Genomic DNA, 19,048 nt, shown 5'->3' with positions numbered 1-19,048 from the left:
GCATGCCGGAAGTTAGTGTAAATGACAACTCGAATTAAGGAATTTCACTCATTATGAGTCCCATTGACCAAGTATTGGCTGCGGCACGTGCGCTCGAGGCCAGCGGAAAAGTCCCAAGCTTAGCCTTAATTAAAACTCGCTTAGGGAACAGTCTGCCTTTACCTATATTGATCCAAGGTTTACAGCAATTTAAATCTATGCCAAAAGCGGAACGTGAGCGCTTAGCCGAGTTGCCAACCATCAGCTCAACCACTGAAGCCTCGACAACTGGCGATACCTTAACCCTTGCGATGCTCGCCGATCGCCTGCAGATGCAACAAACCCATTTTGAGCGTCACGCTGAGCAGCAAAAAGCTGAAATAATGCAATTAAAAAACGAACTGCTTGAGCTAAAACAACGCCTCAGCTTATTAGAATCAAAAGGAAAAACAGCTTAATGTTTGTCACTGAACTGCGCTTCGAATGCTTTGCCGATACCACGATTTCTGCTGCCGAGAAAGCCATTAATCAGCTACTTGAAGCCTATCGAGCCAATGGCCAAGTATTAGGGCGGGAATTTGCGGTCGCCTTTAATGACGGTGAGTTTAGGGTGCGGCTATTAACGCCTGAAAATAACAGCCTAGCGCACAAATACCACAGCCCATGGGTCAAAAAAGCCTTAGCCGAATTAACCGAAGCTAAGCTACTCGCGCCGCGGGAAAAGTTTATCGGGCAAGATATCAATTCTGAGGTCAGCAATACCGATACCCCAAGCTGGCAATTGCTGTATACCAGTTATGTACATATGTGCTCGCCGCTGCGCAGTGGTGACAATTTATTGCCGATTCCCCTGTACCGTATACCCGCCACCTTTAATGGCGACCATAAACGAATTATTCGTTGGCAGAGTGAATGGCAGGCCTGTGACGAGCTGCAAATGGCGGCGGCCACTAAAGCCGAGTTTGCCGCACTTGAGGAATTATCGAGTCCAGACAGTGATTTATTTCGCAGAGGTTGGGATTTACGCGGCCGTATCGAATATCTCACTCAGATCCCGACCTATTACTATTTATATCGCGTCGGTGGTCAGGATCTCACCTCCGAAATGGCGCGCCCCTGCCCTCGTTGTGGCAATCAAGATTGGAAGTTCGATGAACCTTTATTGGATATGTTCCACTTTCGCTGTGAGCCTTGCCGCATAGTGTCTAACCTATCCTGGGATCATCAGTAACTTGTGGTGAAGCTTGCCACAGAGCAAACTCAAGCACATCGATAAACCAATCATACCGATACAACCTTGAGTTTGCGAAAGTTTGCCTCGCGTTAACGCTTCCCCCTAAGGTTGTGCCACATACGTTTAAAGCTGGCAAAAATCCCCGGATGTTCTAATGCGGGCATAGGGAGTTCTTCATGTTTTACTGGCGGTGCTATCCGTGGGGATAACGCCCCAATAAACGCCGCTAAACTTGGCGACAATTGCTGGGTGGGGATCTCACCTGGGATCTCAATCCAAACGCTACCATCGGCATTATTGACCGTCAGCATATTATCGCCATCGTCTAAAAGGCCGATAAACCAAGTTGGTGGCTGTTTGAGTTGTTTCTTCATCATCAAGTGACCAATGATATTCTGTTGCAAACAGTTAAAATCATCCTCATTCCATGCCTGCAACAATTCGCCCGTGCCCCACTGGGAGTCAAATAGCAAAGGGGCCGCAAAATACTGGCCGTAAAACACATTGATATCGGGCCAGAGGCTTAGCTCGAGTGCCTGTTCAAGGTTGACAAAACTGCCCTGCTCATCACGTTTAACAGGCTTCCAAGCAACGGCTTCACCCGCATCTGGCAAAAACTCACCTTGAATACATAAAGATGCTTCCCCCTGCGGGTAATATCGCGGTAATTCACCTAAAGTAGTTAGGTAAGCTTGATGATAATTTTGCAAAAATTTATCGAGGGCAGACAGACAAGACACTTAAGCACAATCCAATTTCAGGTATAATGTGCGCCTATTTTGACATGGAAACAGTATTGATGACACAGAATCACGATCCCTATAGTGATGCAAAAGAGCTTGTTGGACTAACGTTAGGTAAAGCCACCGACTACCAAGCTGAGTATGATGCATCGCTGCTGCAAGGGGTTCCACGCTCACTAAACCGTAATGCTATTGCACTGACTGGGACCTTGCCCTTTCATGGCGCCGATATCTGGACCGGTTATGAGCTGTCTTGGCTGAATGCAAAAGGTAAGCCTATGGTGGCCATAGCTGAATTTCATTTAAGCTATGAAAGCCTGAATCTGATTGAGTCGAAATCCTTCAAATTGTATTTAAACAGCTTTAATCAGACCAAATTCGACAGTATCGATGCCGTCCAAAAAACCTTAGTGCAGGACTTAAGTCAGTGCGCTCAAGGCGAAGTGACAGTCAAGATTATCGAACCTAAAAGTTTTGGTATTCAGCGTATTATAGAACTGCCAGGCACCTGCATTGACGATCTCGATATTGAAGTCAGCGATTATAGTTTTAACCCTGATTACTTAGAAAACAGCACGGACGATAAGCAAACGGTCGCAGAAACGCTTAATTCAAATCTGCTAAAATCCAACTGTTTGATCACCTCACAACCCGATTGGGGCAGCGTGATGATCCGTTATCAAGGGCCGAAAATCGATCGCGAAAAACTGCTGCGCTATTTGATTTCTTTCCGCCAGCATAACGAGTTCCACGAACAATGTGTCGAGCGGATTTTTGTCGATTTAAAACGCTACTGTCATTGCACTAAGTTAACCGTGTACGCCCGTTATACGCGCCGTGGCGGCTTAGATATCAACCCTTATCGCAGTGATTTTGAGCACCCCGGCGAAAGCCACAGACTCGCAAGACAGTAATTAGCGGGCATTAAAACTGAGATTTAAAACGGAAAAAGCGCTGAATCACTCGCCCTCGCGGTTAGCCAGACTCAGCGCTTTTTTCAGTTACCGTTTTTGTACTGGCCTGAAGCAGTAAGCTTCGTAACCATTGATGACTCGGGTTTTGAGTGTACTTACTCCCCCACACCATATACAAATCAATCGGCCTTGTTCTAAGTGGCATAGGTAAAATTTGTAGGCCAAACATTTGGGCGTACTGACTGGCGTAACGTAAAGGCGCTATGCCTATCGCCTCACTTTTACCTACGGTCGCAAACATACTCAATAAAGATGACTGCTCGCTGTACATTTTGCGCCTTGGCAACACGCCCTCAGTAAACAAATCCCCCGCCGTCAAATTAAAACGCCGCAAATTCAAAAAGACGTGTTTCTCCGCAAAATACTGTTCATGGCTGATGGCACCTTGAATACGGGGATGTTGCCGACTGACGATACACACTAAGGTTTCGGTGAAGAGCAATTTGCTTGAGAGCAAACTTTGCTGCGCAGGTTTAATATCAACCGCCACGGCGACCCGCTCAAGCAAGATATCTTTATATAACTCAGCCTCCTGCGGCGGCGACTCACGGAAAATCACTTCAATATCCGCCCCCTGCAACAGAGCCTGCACACTGGCCTGCAGCGCTTCGATAACCGACTCATTGGCATACACATAAAAGCGCCGCTGGCTAGAGTTGGGATCAAAATGCTCAAATCCTAATAAGACGGTTTCAATATCCGCCATGGGTTGTTCGAATTTTCGGTACATCTCCCGCGCCACCGCCGTCGGTTCTATTCCCCGGCCAACCCGATTAAACAGTGACTCCCCGACCCAGGTCCTGAATCGACTTATCGCATTACTCACCGAAGACTGAGTTAAATCTAACTCCTGCGCCGCTAGGGTGAATGACCGAGTGCGGTAAACCACCATAAACACCCGTAATAAGTTTAAATCTAACGGTTTTTGTGTCGGCATAGGAGAAAGCACTCATTCACAGTATGAATATTACAACCCAAGCTAACCCGAGTTATCTCAATACGCAAGCTGGCTATACTCAAACCATCAACGGCACACACCCTCTTATCGGTAGGTAAAATGATGCAAAAATCTTTGATGACATTGAGTATTATCGCCAGTTTCTCTTTAAGCACAGTGGCGGCAGAACACGAGCATGAACATATCAGCCTGCACTATCAGGGAAAGCCTGCCACTGAACAAACCATTGCGGTAAACAAAGCCACAGCAGCTAGCCTTAACTTTGCCGATAAAAAAGCCTTTGAAGAGTTTTCAAAGAATCTTATCGCCGAACTCGATGAACCAACTGCGGCTATTTTGCGTGCCGATTTCAATTTTATTGGCGACAAAACCCCAGACACAGTCAACCCTTCACTCTATCGCCAGGCCCAGTTGAATATGGTGTCTAACGGCTTATACAAGGTCACAGAGGGGATTTACCAAGTTCGCGGCACAGACTTATCCAATTTAACCCTGATCCGCGGTAAGACTGGCTGGATCCTTTATGACGTGCTGCTCACCAAAGAAGCGGCAAAACTCTCCCTCGAGTTTGCCCTAAAACACTTGCCCGAGGGCAATGACTTACCCGTAGTCGCGATGATTTACTCCCACAGCCATGCGGACCATTTTGGCGGCTCCCGCGCCATCAAAGCCATGTACCCTAAGGTCAAAGTCTATGGTTCCAATAACATCACCAAGGAAATTGTCGACGAAAACGTATTAGCGGGGAATGCCATGAGCCGCCGCGCCGCCTATCAATACGGCGCGACACTGGATCATAACGAGCAAGGCATTGTCGATGCCGCACTCGCTAAGGGATTATCCAAAGGCGAAGTGACCTACGTAAAACCCGATATCACCTTAAATGCTAAAGATAAGTGGGAAACCCTCACTATCGATGGTATCGATATGGTGTTTATGGACGCCTCAGGTACGGAAGCCGCCTCGGAAATGGCCACCTATATTCCCTCAATGAAAGCCCTGTGGACGGGTGAGCTCACCTACCATGGCATGCATAACATTTACACCTTACGCGGGGCAAAAGTTCGCGATGCCATTAAATGGTCTAAGGATATCAACGAATTATTAACCCATTTTGGTGATGATGCGCAGGTATTGTTCGAAGCCCACTCTGCGCCCGTCTTTGGTAATGCGGATGTAAATGCTTACCTCAGAATGCAAAGGGATAACTATGGCCTAGTCCATAATCAAACCCTGCGTTTAGCCAATAATGGCGTGGGAATTCAAGATATTGGCGATGCGATTCAAACCACTATCCCTAAGGCCGTGCGCGATACTTGGTACACTAAGGGTTATCATGGTACCTACAGCCATAATGCTAAAGCCGTATACAACATGTATTTAGGCTATTTCGATATGGATCCCGCCAACTTAAACCCGCTACCGACAAAGGATGAAGCGGTCAAATTTGTCGAATATATGGGCGGTGCCAAAACCGTGCTTAAACGGGCCCAAACCGACTATGCCCAAGGCGAATACCGTTTCGTGGCCACCGCGCTCAATAAAGTGGTGATGGCAGAACCTAACAATACAGAGGCAAGACAATTACTCGCCGATACCTATGAGCAATTGGGCTATCAGGCTGAAGGTGCTGGCTGGCGTAATATCTATCTCACCGGCGCCCAAGAGCTACGCGTGGGTATTCAACCCGGCGCCCCTAAATCGGCCTCGGCAGATATTTTAGGTGAAATGGATATCTCGACCCTGTTTGATTTTCTCGCCGTGAGAGTCGATAGCATCAAGGCCGCAGAGCTTGGGTTAATCAGGCTCAATGTGATTAACCCAGACACCCAAGAAACCCTTTATGTCGAGCTAAGCAACGGTAATTTAAGCAATATCAAGGTTGATAAACCAATGGCGGCCGATAGCAGTCTTTATATCGATAAGCGCTATATTACCGGGATTTTACTCGGTAAAACGACCCTGAAGGACTTGCTGGCCAACGGCAGTGCCAAACTCGAGGGCGATAAAACCGCTTTTGCTAAAATCATGTCGACCTTAGTGCAGTTCGATGCCAACTTTGAGATTGTCCCCTTACCAACAACAAAATAACCTCAAAGTAAAAAGCCCTGAAGTTTCAGGGCTTTTTTGTGTAAAACTGTCCCACTGATATTTAGCTTGAACGTCTCTCACTCTGGGTTAGCGAAAGTATTCAAAGCAGAGTCAGAATAATCTTGCCAAATTTAAACGCAAATTTAAGCACAAAATTAATTCTCAGAGGCCGGCGTTGGAGCCACGGTTTTACATTCAAGCAATAATTGCTGGAAATGCACGCCTAAATCCTGCTGGGCAAATTGCTGGCTAGCCACAGCCATTTGCTTAAGGCTTTGGAGTGCTTGCTCTAAACCTTGTTGCTCTATAAGACTTTTAGCATAGGCCGCCGCATCGGCGCCCTTTTGTAGCAAGCTCGCGACCTGATCAAAACTCACGTCTTGCTCCATCACTTTCTGTAAGTCACCCAGCAGTTCTGCCACCTTAGCCGACTCCACCAGCGAGCCTTCAACATTGACTAACTTACCCAGCGGATCTTGGCTAAGTTTTTCAGCCACACAGGCCGAAACTGTGCCCGCAGCCGCGCTTTGCGCCACAACATCTAAACCATTAGCACGAATTTGCTCAACCACTTGCTGTAACTGTGGATCTTTGGCCAACCAAGCCTGCTCTAATTGCTGCTTTTCATCGCCACCAAAATAGCCGCAGCCAGATAGCAACACCAGCATAGTGGCAGGTATTAGGCATTTAATCCGCTTCATTGCTAAACCTCATTTATTTCATTCAAATTCAAAATATTATAAGTGTGACTATACCCATGAATATTTAACCGAAGATGAATAAAACAGGTTAATAATAATCAGCGAGTAAGGTTTCTATGCTACTTAGCTGCGCGGTTAACCCCATGGGCAGCGCGGCATGAGCTGTATGCCCTAAGCTCACTGCAAAGCGATATTCCTCGGTCAAACGCCCAAAATAGGTTTGCCAATACCATGAACTCGCATCGATGGTTTGCAGCGGGATATTAGGGTAGACACTCAACAAATTGGCCACACCACAGGATTGCATCAAGGCAGCATCTTGGCACCTAAGCTCAACCGTTCCAGCCACCAATGGCTCGAATGGCTTTAGATCAAAGCTAAAGGATTTAAGCGACTGCGCTAGCCCTAAACCTGTCGCCTTGATATAGGATTCCTTTAGTGCCCATAAATCAAAAAAGCGTTGCCGCTGACTAGGTTCGTCGGCGAGGGTCAACAAGGTCGCCGTTTCTTGGGGGGAAAAATAGTGATTTAAAATTGGATAAATATCCGTTTTTGGCCTCGACCTTTCGATATCGACACCGAATAACACAGATCTCGCCTTTAGCGCCTTAGTCACACCAATCAATAGCCAATCACCACTATGGCTGACATTAAAATCCAACCCAGTTTGCTGCCACTGCGAAGCCGTTAAACTGGGTTTGCCTCTGGGACCATATTCGAAACACCAATCCTTTGGATGCAAAGACTGAACACTGGCTGAGCCATTTTTAGGGAGCACTGTCGATAACACGGCGCGCAGGGCAGCCCTCACCAGTAGTGCATTCATTTGAGCCTTGGGGGTACGATAACGGGCAACCTTGGCCCGCTCATCCTCGCTCAACCACGCCATAGCCTGAGTTTGCAACTCAGCATTTATTTCCTCTAGGGGAATAAAAAATAACGCTATGCAGGCCTCTGGCTCAGCAGGTGAAACATCACTTTGCCCTGGGATTAATGTGCCCATTTATTACTCTCGGCTGGGATTACGGTTGCCATAGTTCCACAGATTAAGACTGAATTTTGTGGGCATTTTACCCCCTAAAGCCATAAAACCGCAGTATTCACAGCTTAACTCGTTCACTTATGACCTCAAAAGCCTCTCGATTGACCCTAAAAGCCATTCCAGTGCACAAAAAATGACACCCGCACTCAATCGATCCGCTTTTCCAGTCCCATATGATTGTATCGACCCGAAACCTCAGGTAATCTGCATCCCCATTATGTGACCATAAGCCTACCATTCTGAATTAATACGCCAGCTAACGAGAACAACCGAAAGTGTTCTTTGCAAGCATGGCAACGAGTCCCAACAGATTGTGTCGGATGATAATGATAAATGAGCACTCGCAATAAATGAGTTCTAGCGCAGATAAAAAGTCCCCCAAAAAAACCAGGGGACACGGCAACGCCACCACTACGCCAGAGATGCGGCACTTTATTCAGCAATCTGATTTGAGTGTGAGTCAGCTTGCCAAAATTTTGAATATCACCGAGGCCACAGTGCGCAAATGGCGGAAGCGGGAATCGATTGATGACAGTCCGAACACCCCACACCACCTCAATACCACGCTCACACCGATGGAAGAATATGTGGTGGTAGGGTTACGCTACCAGCTAAAACTCACCCTAGATAGATTACTTCAGGTTACCCAAACCTTTATCAATCCCAATGTGTCGCGCTCCGGCCTTGCCCGTTGTTTAAAGCGTTACGGCATATCGCGCCTCGATGAATTTGAAGCCCCAAAAGTCCCCGAACGCTATTTTAATCAATTACCTGTGACTCAAGGCAGCGATATTCAAACCTATACGGTTAATCCAGAAACCTTGGCCAAGGCGCTGGCCCTGCCGAGCACCGATGGCGATACTGTGGTGCAAGTAGTGTCACTCACCATACCGCCGCAGCTCACTGAGCAAGCCCCAAGCTCAGTGCTATTAGGCGTAGACACGGCAAGTGATTGGATTTACCTCGATATTTATCAAGACAGCAACACCCAAGCGACCAATAGATATATCGCCTATGTCCTCAAACATGGGCCGTTTCATTTACGAAAGTTGCTCGTTCGCAACTATCACACCTTCTTAGCCCGTTTTCCCGGTGCCCATGGCACTCCAAAGACAAGCGCGGCGGGATCCCAAAACAAGGTCACCGAATCTAGGTCGACCCGTGGAGACTCTTTATGAGCCATACCCCTTCTGTACCTCATTCAACCACTGATTCAAAAGCTGAGTCAAAAAAAGATAAACGACTCAACAAACGCTTAAAAGATATGCCCGTTGCCATCGTCGGCATGGCCAGCATCTTCGCCAACTCACGCTATTTAAATAAATTTTGGGATTTGATCAGCGAAAAAATCGATGCTATTACGGATATCCCTGATACCCATTGGCGCACCGAAGATTACTACGATGCCGACAAAAGCAAAGCCGATAAAAGCTACTGTAAACGCGGCGGTTTTATGCCTGAAGTTGACTTCAATCCGATGGAATTTGGTCTGCCGCCCAATATTCTTGAGCTGACGGATACCTCGCAGTTGCTGTCGCTGATTGTCGCCAAAGAAGTGCTCACCGATGCCAATCTACCCGCCGATTACGACCGTGACCGTATCGGCATCACCCTAGGCGTGGGCGGTGGTCAAAAAATCAGTCAGAGCTTGAACTCGCGCCTGCAATATCCAGTGCTTAAAAAAGTATTTAAAAGCAGCGGCCTGAGCGATGAAGACAGCGAAATGCTGATCAAAAAGTTCCAAGACCAATATATCCACTGGGAAGAAAACTCTTTCCCAGGGTCCTTAGGTAACGTGATTGCAGGCCGTATCGCCAACCGTTTTGATTTTGGCGGCATGAACTGCGTAGTCGATGCTGCCTGTGCGGGCTCGCTTGCCGCCATGCGGATGGCGCTGACTGAACTGACCGAAGGTCGCAGCGACATGATGATCACAGGCGGCGTCTGTACCGACAACTCGCCGTCCATGTACATGAGCTTCTCAAAAACGCCTGCCTTCACCACTAACGAAACCATTCAACCCTTTGATATCGATTCAAAAGGCATGATGATCGGCGAAGGGATCGGCATGGTCGCGCTTAAGCGCCTTGAAGATGCCGAGCGCGATGGCGACCGGATTTATGCCGTCATCAAAGGTGTTGGCGCTTCATCGGACGGTAAGTTTAAGAGTATTTATGCGCCGCGCCCCGAAGGCCAAGCTAAAGCATTGGAGCGCGCCTACGATGACGCGGGTTTTGCCCCGCACAGCATTGGCTTAGTTGAAGCCCATGGCACAGGTACTGCCGCGGGTGACGTGGCTGAATTCAATGGTTTAAAATCGGTATTTGCCCAAGGCAACGACACCAATCAACATATCGCGTTAGGATCGGTAAAATCCCAAGTGGGCCACACAAAATCCACTGCGGGCACTGCCGGGGTGATCAAAGCTGCGCTGGCACTGCACCACAAGGTATTGCCTGCGACCATTAACGTCAGCAAGCCTAATCCAAAACTGAATATCGAAAGCTCGCCATTCTATTTAAATACCGAAACTCGCCCATGGTTCCAGCGCGCCGATGCAACGCCGCGCCGTGCAGGTGTAAGCTCCTTTGGTTTTGGCGGCACGAACTTCCACCTTGTATTAGAAGAATACAAACCTGAGCATAGCCGTGACGAGCAATATCGTCAGCGCAGTGTGCCGCAAACGCTATTGTTTGCCGCAGCCAATAAAGACGCGCTGCTTAGCGAGTTAAAAGCTGCGCTGAGCCAAAGCGTGAACACGAGCGCAAACGCGAATAAGAGCAACGCTGCGAGTCTGAACGCTATCGCTCAGCAATATCCGCTGCGCGTGCTGGCAAGCACAGATGCCCGTTTAGGTTTTGTGGCTAAGGATATCGCTCAGCTACAAGCTCAGTTAAATCAAGCGATTGCGCATTTAGAAACCAATGCAATTGAAGTGTGGCAATTACCGTCTGGGATCAGCTACCGCTCCCATGCCTTGCTCGCTAAAGATGAATCAAAGAAAGTAGCCGCCCTGTTTGCCGGCCAAGGTTCACAGTACCTGAACATGGGCCGCGAACTTGCCTGCCATTTCCCTGAAATGCGCCAACAAGTGGCGGCCAGCGATAAGGTATTTGCTCACCACGGCCAAACGCCGTTATCGAACATCCTATACCCTATTCCGGCATTCGATGCCGATGCAGTTAAAGCCCAAGAAGCGGCGCTGACCAATACCCTGTTCGCCCAAAGCGCCATAGGCGCAGTTTCAATGGCGCAATATTCGCTATTAACGCAAGCGGGTTTTGCCCCCGATATGGTGGCGGGTCATAGCTTTGGTGAATTGTCAGCCCTTTGCGCGGCAGGCGTGATTTCCAATGAGGATTACGTCGAACTGGCTTTCGCCCGCGGACATGCCATGGCGCAAGTGCCGAGCGATACTGGGACTCAAGTTGATTTAGGAACCATGTTCGCGATTATTCTTAAGCAAAAGAATGATATCGATGCGCTCAATCGCTGTTTAGCCCAGTTTGATGACGTTAAAATTGCCAACTACAACGCGCCGACGCAATTAGTCATCGCAGGTGGCACAGAGCAAACTCAGCTGGCCGCTAAAGCCATTAGCGAGCTAGGCTTTAAAGCGATTGCCCTGCCCGTCTCAGGCGCGTTCCATACCCCATTGGTTGGACACGCACAAAAGCCCTTTGCCAAAGCCATTGATAAAGCAAAATTTAGCGCGCCAAAAGTCGCACTTTATGCCAACGGCACGGGTCAATTGCATCCAAGTGATGGCAAAGCGATTAAAGCAGAATTTAAACAACACATGCTGCAATCGGTTCGCTTTAGCGAACAACTGCAGGCCATGTATGACGCTGGCGCCCGTGTGTTTGTTGAGTTTGGCCCTAAGAACATACTGCAAAAGTTAGTTGAAAATACCTTAGGTGAACACTTAAATGAGCTTTGCCTTGTCAGCGTGAACCCGAATCCTAAGGGCGACAGTGACAGTCAATTACGCTTAGCCGCAGTGCAACTCGCGGTAGCCGGTGTGGCGTTAACTGAGGTTGACCCCTATCAAGCCGTCACGTCACAGGAGATTGCCGAGCGTGAAGCGCCATCGGCGATGAACATCAAACTGAACGCCACTAACCATATTAGTGCTGCGACCCAAGCTAAGATGGCCAAATCCCTCGCCACAGGCAGCGTGACTAGCCAAGTGCAATATGTGGATCGCATCGTTGAAACGGTTGTCGAAAAAGAAGTCGAAAAAATCGTTGAGAAAGAAGTCATAGTCGAAAAAGTTGTTGAAAAAATAATTGAAGTGGAAGCGAATCAAGTGGCAACTGTTGAAATGAAACAAAAATCCTCAAGCGTTACGCAAGGCTTAAGCAATCACCAGCAACAAGCGACGGCTCAGCTGAGCCCAAGCGTCAGCGGCGATGCATTAACGGCATTTTTCAGCGCGCAATCTCAAGCGGCGCAGTTACATCAACAGTTTTTAGCCATCCCACAGCAATACGGTGATACCTTCGCGGCGCTGATGACTGAACAAGCCAAGATGGCAAGCCTTGGCATTGCGATTCCTGAAAGCCTGCAACGCTCGATGGAAATGTTCCACCAGCATCAAGCGCAAACCCTGCAAAGCCACGCCGAATTTATGCAACTGCAAAGCAGTAGCAGCCAAGCGGCCTTGGCGATGTTAAACAATGCGCCGATTAACTTCACCCAAGCGGTAGCAAGTCAGCCACAAGTGACTTCACCTGCACCTGTTGCTCCTGCGCCTGTGGCTGCATCGACAGTGGCACACAATGCAGCACCAGTCGCGACTCAGGCTGTTGCGACGAGACCAGCGGTTAGCACACCTGTTGTGCCTGTTGTGCAAACCGCTCCCGTTGCTTATGCACCTGCTGTGACTGTACAAGTTGCGCCTGCAGCGCCTGCCGCTTCTGCACTAGTCATGCCTGCTGTGGCAATGCCAGAGGTAACACCTGCGGCACCAACAACGAACGGTTTAAGTGCTGAAAAAGTACAGCAAACCATGATGGCTGTGGTTGCCGACAAGACAGGCTATCCCACTGAAATGCTGGAACTTGGCATGGATATGGAAGCCGATTTAGGTATCGACTCTATCAAGCGTGTTGAAATCCTAGGCACAGTACAAGACGAACTGCCGGGCTTACCTGAGTTGAATCCTGAAGATCTGGCCGAGTGTCGTACCTTAGGTGAAATCGTTAACTATATGAACTCTAAGCTTCCAGCAGTGGGTTCAATTATCGTAGCGCCTATTACTGCTACAAATGTGGCAACTCAAGTGGCAACAGCCGCACCTGCCGTTAACGGTTTAAGCGCTGCGTTAGTACAACAAACCATGATGGCTGTGGTTGCCGACAAGACAGGCTACCCCACTGAAATGCTGGAACTGAGCATGGATATGGAAGCCGATTTAGGTATCGACTCCATCAAGCGCGTTGAAATCTTAGGTACAGTGCAAGACGAACTACCGGGCTTACCCGAACTTAGCCCAGAGGATCTCGCCGAGTGTCGCACCTTAGGTGAAATCGTAAGCTATATGAATAGCAAATTACCTGCAGCGGGAGCTATTGCTTCGACAGCAGCGCCAGTTGCGCAAACCATTGCAGCTCCTGCATCTAACGGCTTAAGTGCTGCACTTGTTCAACAAACTATGATGGCTGTGGTGGCCGACAAGACAGGCTATCCCACTGAAATGCTGGAACTGAGCATGGATATGGAAGCCGATTTAGGTATCGATTCTATTAAGCGCGTTGAAATCTTAGGTACAGTGCAAGATGAACTGCCGGGCTTACCTGAGCTGAATTCTGAAGATCTCGCAGAATGTCGTACCTTGGGTGAAATCGTAAGCTATATGAACAGTAAACTACCTGCGGTTGGCTCGGTTTCAGCTACAACAGCAGCGCAAGTCACTGTTACCGCTACAACAAATAACGGTTTAAGCGCTGAAAAAGTCCAACAAACCATGATGTCAGTAGTGGCCGACAAGACTGGCTACCCCACTGAAATGCTGGAACTGAGCATGGATATGGAAGCCGATTTAGGTATCGACTCTATCAAGCGTGTTGAAATCTTAGGCACAGTGCAAGACGAACTGCCGGGTTTACCTGAGCTAAATCCTGAAGATCTGGCCGAGTGTCGCACCTTAGGTGAAATCGTTGCACTCTTTTCGAAAGAAATAGGGCAAAGTAAACTTGGGCAAAATATGGCAAGCCTGAATGCTGCGCCAGTTAGCGCTATCGTTCAGCCTGAACCTACTATCGATTTACCCCCACATAACGAGGTGGTGCTAAAAAAGTTGCCAGCGGCGGCTGAGCTAGCGCAACTATCGTCAAAGCAATCAGCGCAACAAGCTGTGACACGAACTTTTGCTAAAGATGCCTGCATTATCATTAGCGATGATGGTCACAATGCTGGCGTACTTGCCGAGAAATTGCATGCTCAAGGTCTCAAGGTTGCGGTAGTGCGCTCGCCAGAAAGCCTTGTAGCTAGTGCATCACCGCTCAATAGCCACATTGCCAGCTTCACCTTGGCGGCGATTGACGATGCCAGCATTGGTGCAGTAATTAATGAGATCAAAAGCTTAGGTCAAGTTGCAGGCTTTATTCATCTGCAACCACAACATAAAACCTCAGCAGATACTAAAGGTTTAGTGCTGTCGAATGCCGCTAAGGTATCCGTCGAGCAAGCGTTCTTGTTCGCCAAGCACTTGCAGCCGCTGCTGACAGCAGCAACCGCCAATACTGACAGCAGCTATATCAGCGTCAGTCGTATCGACGGTGGTTTTGGTTATCTTAACCACAGCCAAATTGCCCACAGCGAGTTAAACCAAGCGGCATTGGCAGGCCTGACTAAAACCTTGAGCCACGAGTGGCCAAGCGTGCATTGCCGCGCCTTAGATATCGCGCCAGCACTTGATGCCAAGCAACTGGCCAATGCGGTGATCGCAGAGCTATTTGCAACCGATAAGCTATTGGAAGTCGGTGTTAGCCAAGGCGCAGCCCAAGCACTTGAGCGCGTAACCTTAGTTGCTGGCAAGGCTGATACCCGCCACGGCGCAGCAAACTTGACGAGTGCAGATAAAATACTGGTGACTGGCGGCGCAAAAGGCGTGACCTTTGAATGTGCGCTAAGTTTAGCCAAACGCAGCAAGGCGCACTTTATCCTTGCTGGCAGAAGCAGCCAACAAGCCATTCCCGCTTGGGCACAGGGTAAAAATAACAGCGAACTTAAAGCCGCTGCTATTGCCCATATCCAAAGTTTGGGGGAGAAACCCACGCCAAAACAAGTGGATGCCTTAGTATGGCCAGTTCAAAGCAGCCTAGAAATTGCAGCCGCACTGCAAGCCTTTACCGCTGTGGGCGCGAGCGCTGAGTACTTAAGTCTCGATGTTAACAATCCAGATGCGATCGCCAGCACGATAGTGCCGATCACCGAGTTGTCGCCTATTACTGGCATCATCCATGGTGCGGGCGTACTCGCCGATAAACACATTCAAGACAAAACCTTAGATGAGTTAGCACGGGTGTATGGCACTAAGGTCACAGGTATAAGCAATCTACTTGCCGCACTGGATTTAGATAAATTAAAACTGATTGCCCTATTCTCTTCGGCAGCGGGTTTTTACGGCAATACTGGCCAAAGCGATTACGCTATGTCCAACGACATACTCAACAAAGCCGCACTGCAACTGGCGCAGCAACTGCCCAATGCCAAAGTGATGAGCTTCGATTGGGGTCCGTGGGACGGCGGCATGGTGAATCCTGCGCTGAAAAAGATGTTTATCGATCGCGGTGTTTATGTGATCCCGCTAAAGGCAGGCGCTGAGTTATTTGCCAGTCAATTGCTGAGCAACACAGGCGCACAATTGCTGGTTGGTACTGATATGCAAGGCAGCGCACCTCATGACGACAAGCCTAACGAAGTACAAGAAACTGAAGGTAGCAATCTAAAAAAGCCTAAAGCGGATCTGACCACTGACTCGTCGGATCCGCATGCTTTGGCATCAACACTTGCTGCAATCGCTTTAACGCAACCGCTAACACTGCAGCGCACACTGGACCCTAAGGCAATGATCTTTATTGAAGATCACTGCATTAATGGTAATCCCGTATTGCCAACTGTGTGCGCGATTCAGTGGATGCGTGAAGCCGCCTTTGACGTGCTTAAGCAGCCTGTCAAAGTGCAAAGCTACAAGCTGCTGAAGGGCATTATTTTCGACACTGCCGTGTTACAAAATGGAGTGTTAGAAAGTGCAGCACCCATCACGCTAGAACTTGAGCTTGCACCGATGGCGTTAACGGATAAAGCCGCGAAAGATACTGACGAGTGCTTGAGTGGACAATTCAATGCCTTAATCAGCTTTGAAGGTCGTCCGCAATATCAAGCCATCTTAGTGATAGATGACGCGGCTAGTGATAACTTAGCCACTAACAGCAAAGTAACTGCTTTTGACGTGCACAGTTTGGCGGGACTTTCTGCCATCACAACTGCGAGCAGCCTTTACAGCGACGGCACGCTTTTCCACGGCCCGAGACTGCAAGGCATTGAGTCAGTGTTGAAGTTTGACGATGCGAGCTTAATCGCCAAGGTGAGCCTACCCCATGTTGCGTTAGCAGACTGCGGGAGTTTTGTGCCCAATCTGGCCCCTAAAGGCTCACAAGCCTTTGCGGAAGATTTGCTGCTGCAGGCGATGCTGGTATGGGCGAGACTCAAATATGGCGCGGCGAGTTTGCCATCAAGCATTGGTGAGTTTATTTCCCATGCGCCGTTTGCCTTTGGCGATAAAGGGTATTTAGTTCTCGAGGTGGTGAAACACTCAGGCCGTGTCCTTGAAGCCAATATCACGCTGTATCATCAAGATGGCCGCTTAAGCTGCGAGATGAACAACGCCAAAGTCACCATCAGCAAAAACCTTAATGGTGCATTCTTAGCGAATAAAGTTGCTAATAAAAGCATTGAAAGCGTGGAGGCAAAAGCCGAGTGAATTTAGCCCACACTTTAGCAACTCTAGATAGCGGCCAAGCTGACGCTTCGAGTAAAGACAAGGCTATTGCCGACAAAAGCGCCAAGCCACTGCGTATTGCAGTGTTGCTTGGCGACGCGGTCAATCTTCCCCCTCACTCAGCCCAAGTATTAGGGACGTTTGCAGAACGTGAAAGCGTTCAGATTTGCGCTGCCGATGCCAACCAATCAACAGTACATGGGCCGACTGCTCATGAACCAAAAGTGCATGAGCCGTCAGTGCCTGAACAAAGCTCGCTCACTGCGTTATTAAGCCAAGCGGTGGCGGCGATTGAGCAAGGCAAGCTCGTTGAACTGATATTCAATGATGCTAATCTGCCCCAGTCCCTGTATTTGCTCGATGGTTTACGCGCCGCCAAACTGCGCCTCCACGCCCACGCGTTTATTGCTGGTTTTGCCGCTGGTAATGAGGCAACAGGTGTTGCTAATGCAGCGTTAGCGGCGGCAAAGCGCAGCCCTGCACAAACCGTTCAGCATCAGCTCATCGCCAACACACTTAATGAAGCATGTATTGCGCTGCGCCAAGGCGTAACCGCCCTCGCTGCGCGAACACAAGCGCCGCTTCATGGCGCAACTGATATTAAAGAGGCAAACGGCACCAATCATCAAGCGGGCTATTGGTTTAGCGACCAACATCAAGCGCGGGTTTTGTGTCTAAATCTTGTAGCAAAGAATCTAGCGGCAACAAGATCAAACCCAGCAGATACCTTGCTGGATTCAGGCCAAAATATTTGCCAAAGCCTAGTGCTGACCCAAGGCACACAAGTTATTGCGCCCAAAGCTCTTGTTGATGAAAACCGGCTGTTTGTGCCGATAAGTGCTGACAATATTGATTCACTCATCGCGCAAGTATTGCAACTAGTTAATACAGTCGAAAATGGTGCAGGCACCCAGGAAAATAGCGTAGGCTTTCACGCTGACTTTCGCGCTGAGCAACTCAAACCTTGGTTTGAACGCTATGATGCCAACGCACCACTGGCATTAGTCTTGATGGCAGCATCGATTGACGATCTGAAACTTGAAGCCAAAGCTATGCTTTCGGCGCTTGAAAATCATGCTGTTCGCCATCATGGTCAACACTTTAAGACACCAGCGGGTAGCTGCTTCACCGCTAAGCCGCTAGGGGATGCGGGACTCACCTTCGTATATCCAGGTGTTGGCACTGTTTACGCCAATATGTTCAATAACTTGCATGAGTATTTCCCCGCGCTGTATCACCAACTGGAGCGTGAAGGCGATTTAAGCGCCATGCTGCAATCTTCGCTGATATATGCGGCAGATGTTAAAACTGCGGCCAACATGAGCTTAAGCCAGCAAGCGATTAGTGGCGTGGGCGCCAGCTACCTATTCACTAAGCTGTTGACCCAAGTCTTTAATATTAAACCCAAAATGGCGCTGGGTTACTCTATGGGCGAAGCCGCCATGTGGGCCAGCCTAGATGTGTGGCAAACACCCCATGCGATGATCAAGGCCACAGAAAATAGCGATATTTTCAACCATGCCATTTCTGGCGAGCTAACCGCAGTGCGCCGAGCATGGCAGCTTGCGGATGATGAAGCCATAGTGTGGAACAGCTTTGTGGTGCGCGCTGATAGCCATGAAATCAAGGCTTTATTGCCAGAGTTCCCTCGCGCTTACTTAGCCATCACCCAAGGTGATACCTGCGTCATTGCCGGTTGCGAAACAAGCTGTAAAGCCCTGCTTGCCACATTAGGCAAACGCGGGATTGCCGCCAATCGCGTCACGGCCATGCATACCGCACCTGCCCTGTTAGTCCACGGACAAGTACAAGATTTCTATACTCAAGCGTTAAAACCTGAGGCACTGAAACCTAAGGCGCTGGAAGCGGCGGCGCAAGATTCGTCTATTCGCTTTATCAGCGCAGCGCAAACTGCGCCAGTCACCGTTGATAGCCACAGCATTGGCCGCGCGATTGCCGATACCTTTTGTTCGTCACTCGACTTTAGTGCGCTCATTCAAAATGCCACTGAGCAAGGCGCAAGGCTATTTGTCGAAGTGGGCGCCGATAGGCAAACCAGCACACTCATAGATAAAATCAGCCATGCCCATGCAGGCCAAAGCACTGGCCATCATCAAAGCACGGTAAACGAGGCAACAGTCGCCATTGCCTGCAATGCCAAAGGTGCCGATGCGATTACCAGCTTACTCAAGTGTTTAGCTCAGCTAATAAGCCACAGAGTGCCGCTGTCGCTCGCGCCGCTTATTCAGCCATTAAGTGCTAACGCCGCCCCTTTATCATCAGCAGTATCACCAAAAGGAGAACCCCAGTGAGTTCTCA

11 protein-coding genes are annotated in these 19,048 nt (G+C 49.0%); 7 read left to right on the top strand and 4 right to left on the bottom strand.

The window, feature by feature from the left end:
* Positions 1 to 53: 53 nt before the first annotated feature.
* Entirely contained in the window at positions 54 to 437 is a 384-nt protein-coding gene (locus tag JFT56_RS06365) for a hypothetical protein (RefSeq protein ID WP_198782846.1), read from the top strand.
* On the top strand, positions 437 to 1,210 hold the full coding sequence (locus JFT56_RS06360; protein ID WP_198782845.1) for a Zn-ribbon-containing protein: 774 nt from the start codon (positions 437 to 439) through the stop codon (positions 1,208 to 1,210). Before JFT56_RS06365 ends, JFT56_RS06360 begins: the two co-directional genes overlap by 1 nt.
* A 92-nt stretch (positions 1,211 to 1,302) precedes the next feature.
* On the opposite strand, the gene syd is transcribed toward JFT56_RS06360, so the two are convergent.
* Positions 1,303 to 1,953 (bottom strand): SecY-interacting protein, encoded by a 651-nt coding sequence (gene syd, locus JFT56_RS06355; RefSeq protein WP_198782844.1) that lies wholly within the window; start codon positions 1,951 to 1,953, stop codon positions 1,303 to 1,305.
* Between the two features lie 59 nt (positions 1,954 to 2,012).
* Between syd and queF the strand changes: the two genes are divergently transcribed.
* Positions 2,013 to 2,870 (top strand): NADPH-dependent 7-cyano-7-deazaguanine reductase QueF, encoded by an 858-nt coding sequence (gene queF, locus JFT56_RS06350; RefSeq protein ID WP_198782843.1) that lies wholly within the window; start codon positions 2,013 to 2,015, stop codon positions 2,868 to 2,870.
* Positions 2,871 to 2,931: 61 nt separating this feature from the next.
* Here the strand turns inward: queF and JFT56_RS06345 are convergent, their stop codons facing one another.
* Entirely contained in the window at positions 2,932 to 3,867 is a 936-nt protein-coding gene (locus JFT56_RS06345; protein WP_198782842.1) for a LysR family transcriptional regulator, read from the bottom strand.
* A gap of 123 nt (positions 3,868 to 3,990) precedes the next feature.
* On the opposite strand from JFT56_RS06345, the gene JFT56_RS06340 reads away from it, so the two are divergent.
* Positions 3,991 to 5,979, top strand: a complete 1,989-nt coding sequence (locus JFT56_RS06340; RefSeq protein WP_198783506.1) for an alkyl/aryl-sulfatase — start codon at positions 3,991 to 3,993, stop codon at positions 5,977 to 5,979.
* 155 nt (positions 5,980 to 6,134) lie between these two features.
* Here JFT56_RS06340 and JFT56_RS06335 read toward each other — a convergent pair whose 3' ends face one another.
* A complete protein-coding gene (locus tag JFT56_RS06335; protein WP_198782841.1) occupies positions 6,135 to 6,680 on the bottom strand; it encodes a hypothetical protein in 546 nt (181 codons plus the stop codon).
* A gap of 88 nt (positions 6,681 to 6,768) precedes the next feature.
* The gene (locus tag JFT56_RS06330; protein ID WP_233095573.1) at positions 6,769 to 7,683 is read right to left on the bottom strand and encodes a 4'-phosphopantetheinyl transferase family protein; all 915 of its coding nucleotides are present in this window, start codon (positions 7,681 to 7,683) and stop codon (positions 6,769 to 6,771) included.
* A gap of 389 nt (positions 7,684 to 8,072) precedes the next feature.
* Here JFT56_RS06330 and JFT56_RS06325 point away from each other — a divergent pair, with 389 nt between their 5' ends.
* The 3 genes from JFT56_RS06325 to JFT56_RS06315 are packed head-to-tail and all read left to right on the top strand — an operon-like array spanning position 8,073 to position 19,041.
* Complete coding sequence (locus JFT56_RS06325) at positions 8,073 to 8,900, top strand: helix-turn-helix domain-containing protein (RefSeq protein WP_198782840.1); 828 nt, start codon at positions 8,073 to 8,075, stop codon at positions 8,898 to 8,900.
* On the top strand, positions 8,897 to 16,711 hold the full coding sequence (locus JFT56_RS06320; protein WP_198782839.1) for a type I polyketide synthase: 7,815 nt from the start codon (positions 8,897 to 8,899) through the stop codon (positions 16,709 to 16,711). The genes JFT56_RS06325 and JFT56_RS06320 overlap by 4 nt, the downstream gene beginning before the upstream one ends.
* Entirely contained in the window at positions 16,708 to 19,041 is a 2,334-nt protein-coding gene (locus tag JFT56_RS06315) for a PfaB family protein (protein ID WP_198782838.1), read from the top strand. The genes JFT56_RS06320 and JFT56_RS06315 overlap by 4 nt, the downstream gene beginning before the upstream one ends.
* Positions 19,042 to 19,048 lie beyond the last annotated feature (7 nt).

This window comes from Shewanella putrefaciens, assembly GCF_016406305.1.
GTDB lineage: Bacteria > Pseudomonadota > Gammaproteobacteria > Enterobacterales > Shewanellaceae > Shewanella > Shewanella putrefaciens_C.
This window is presented reverse-complemented; position numbering and strand designations above follow the sequence as displayed.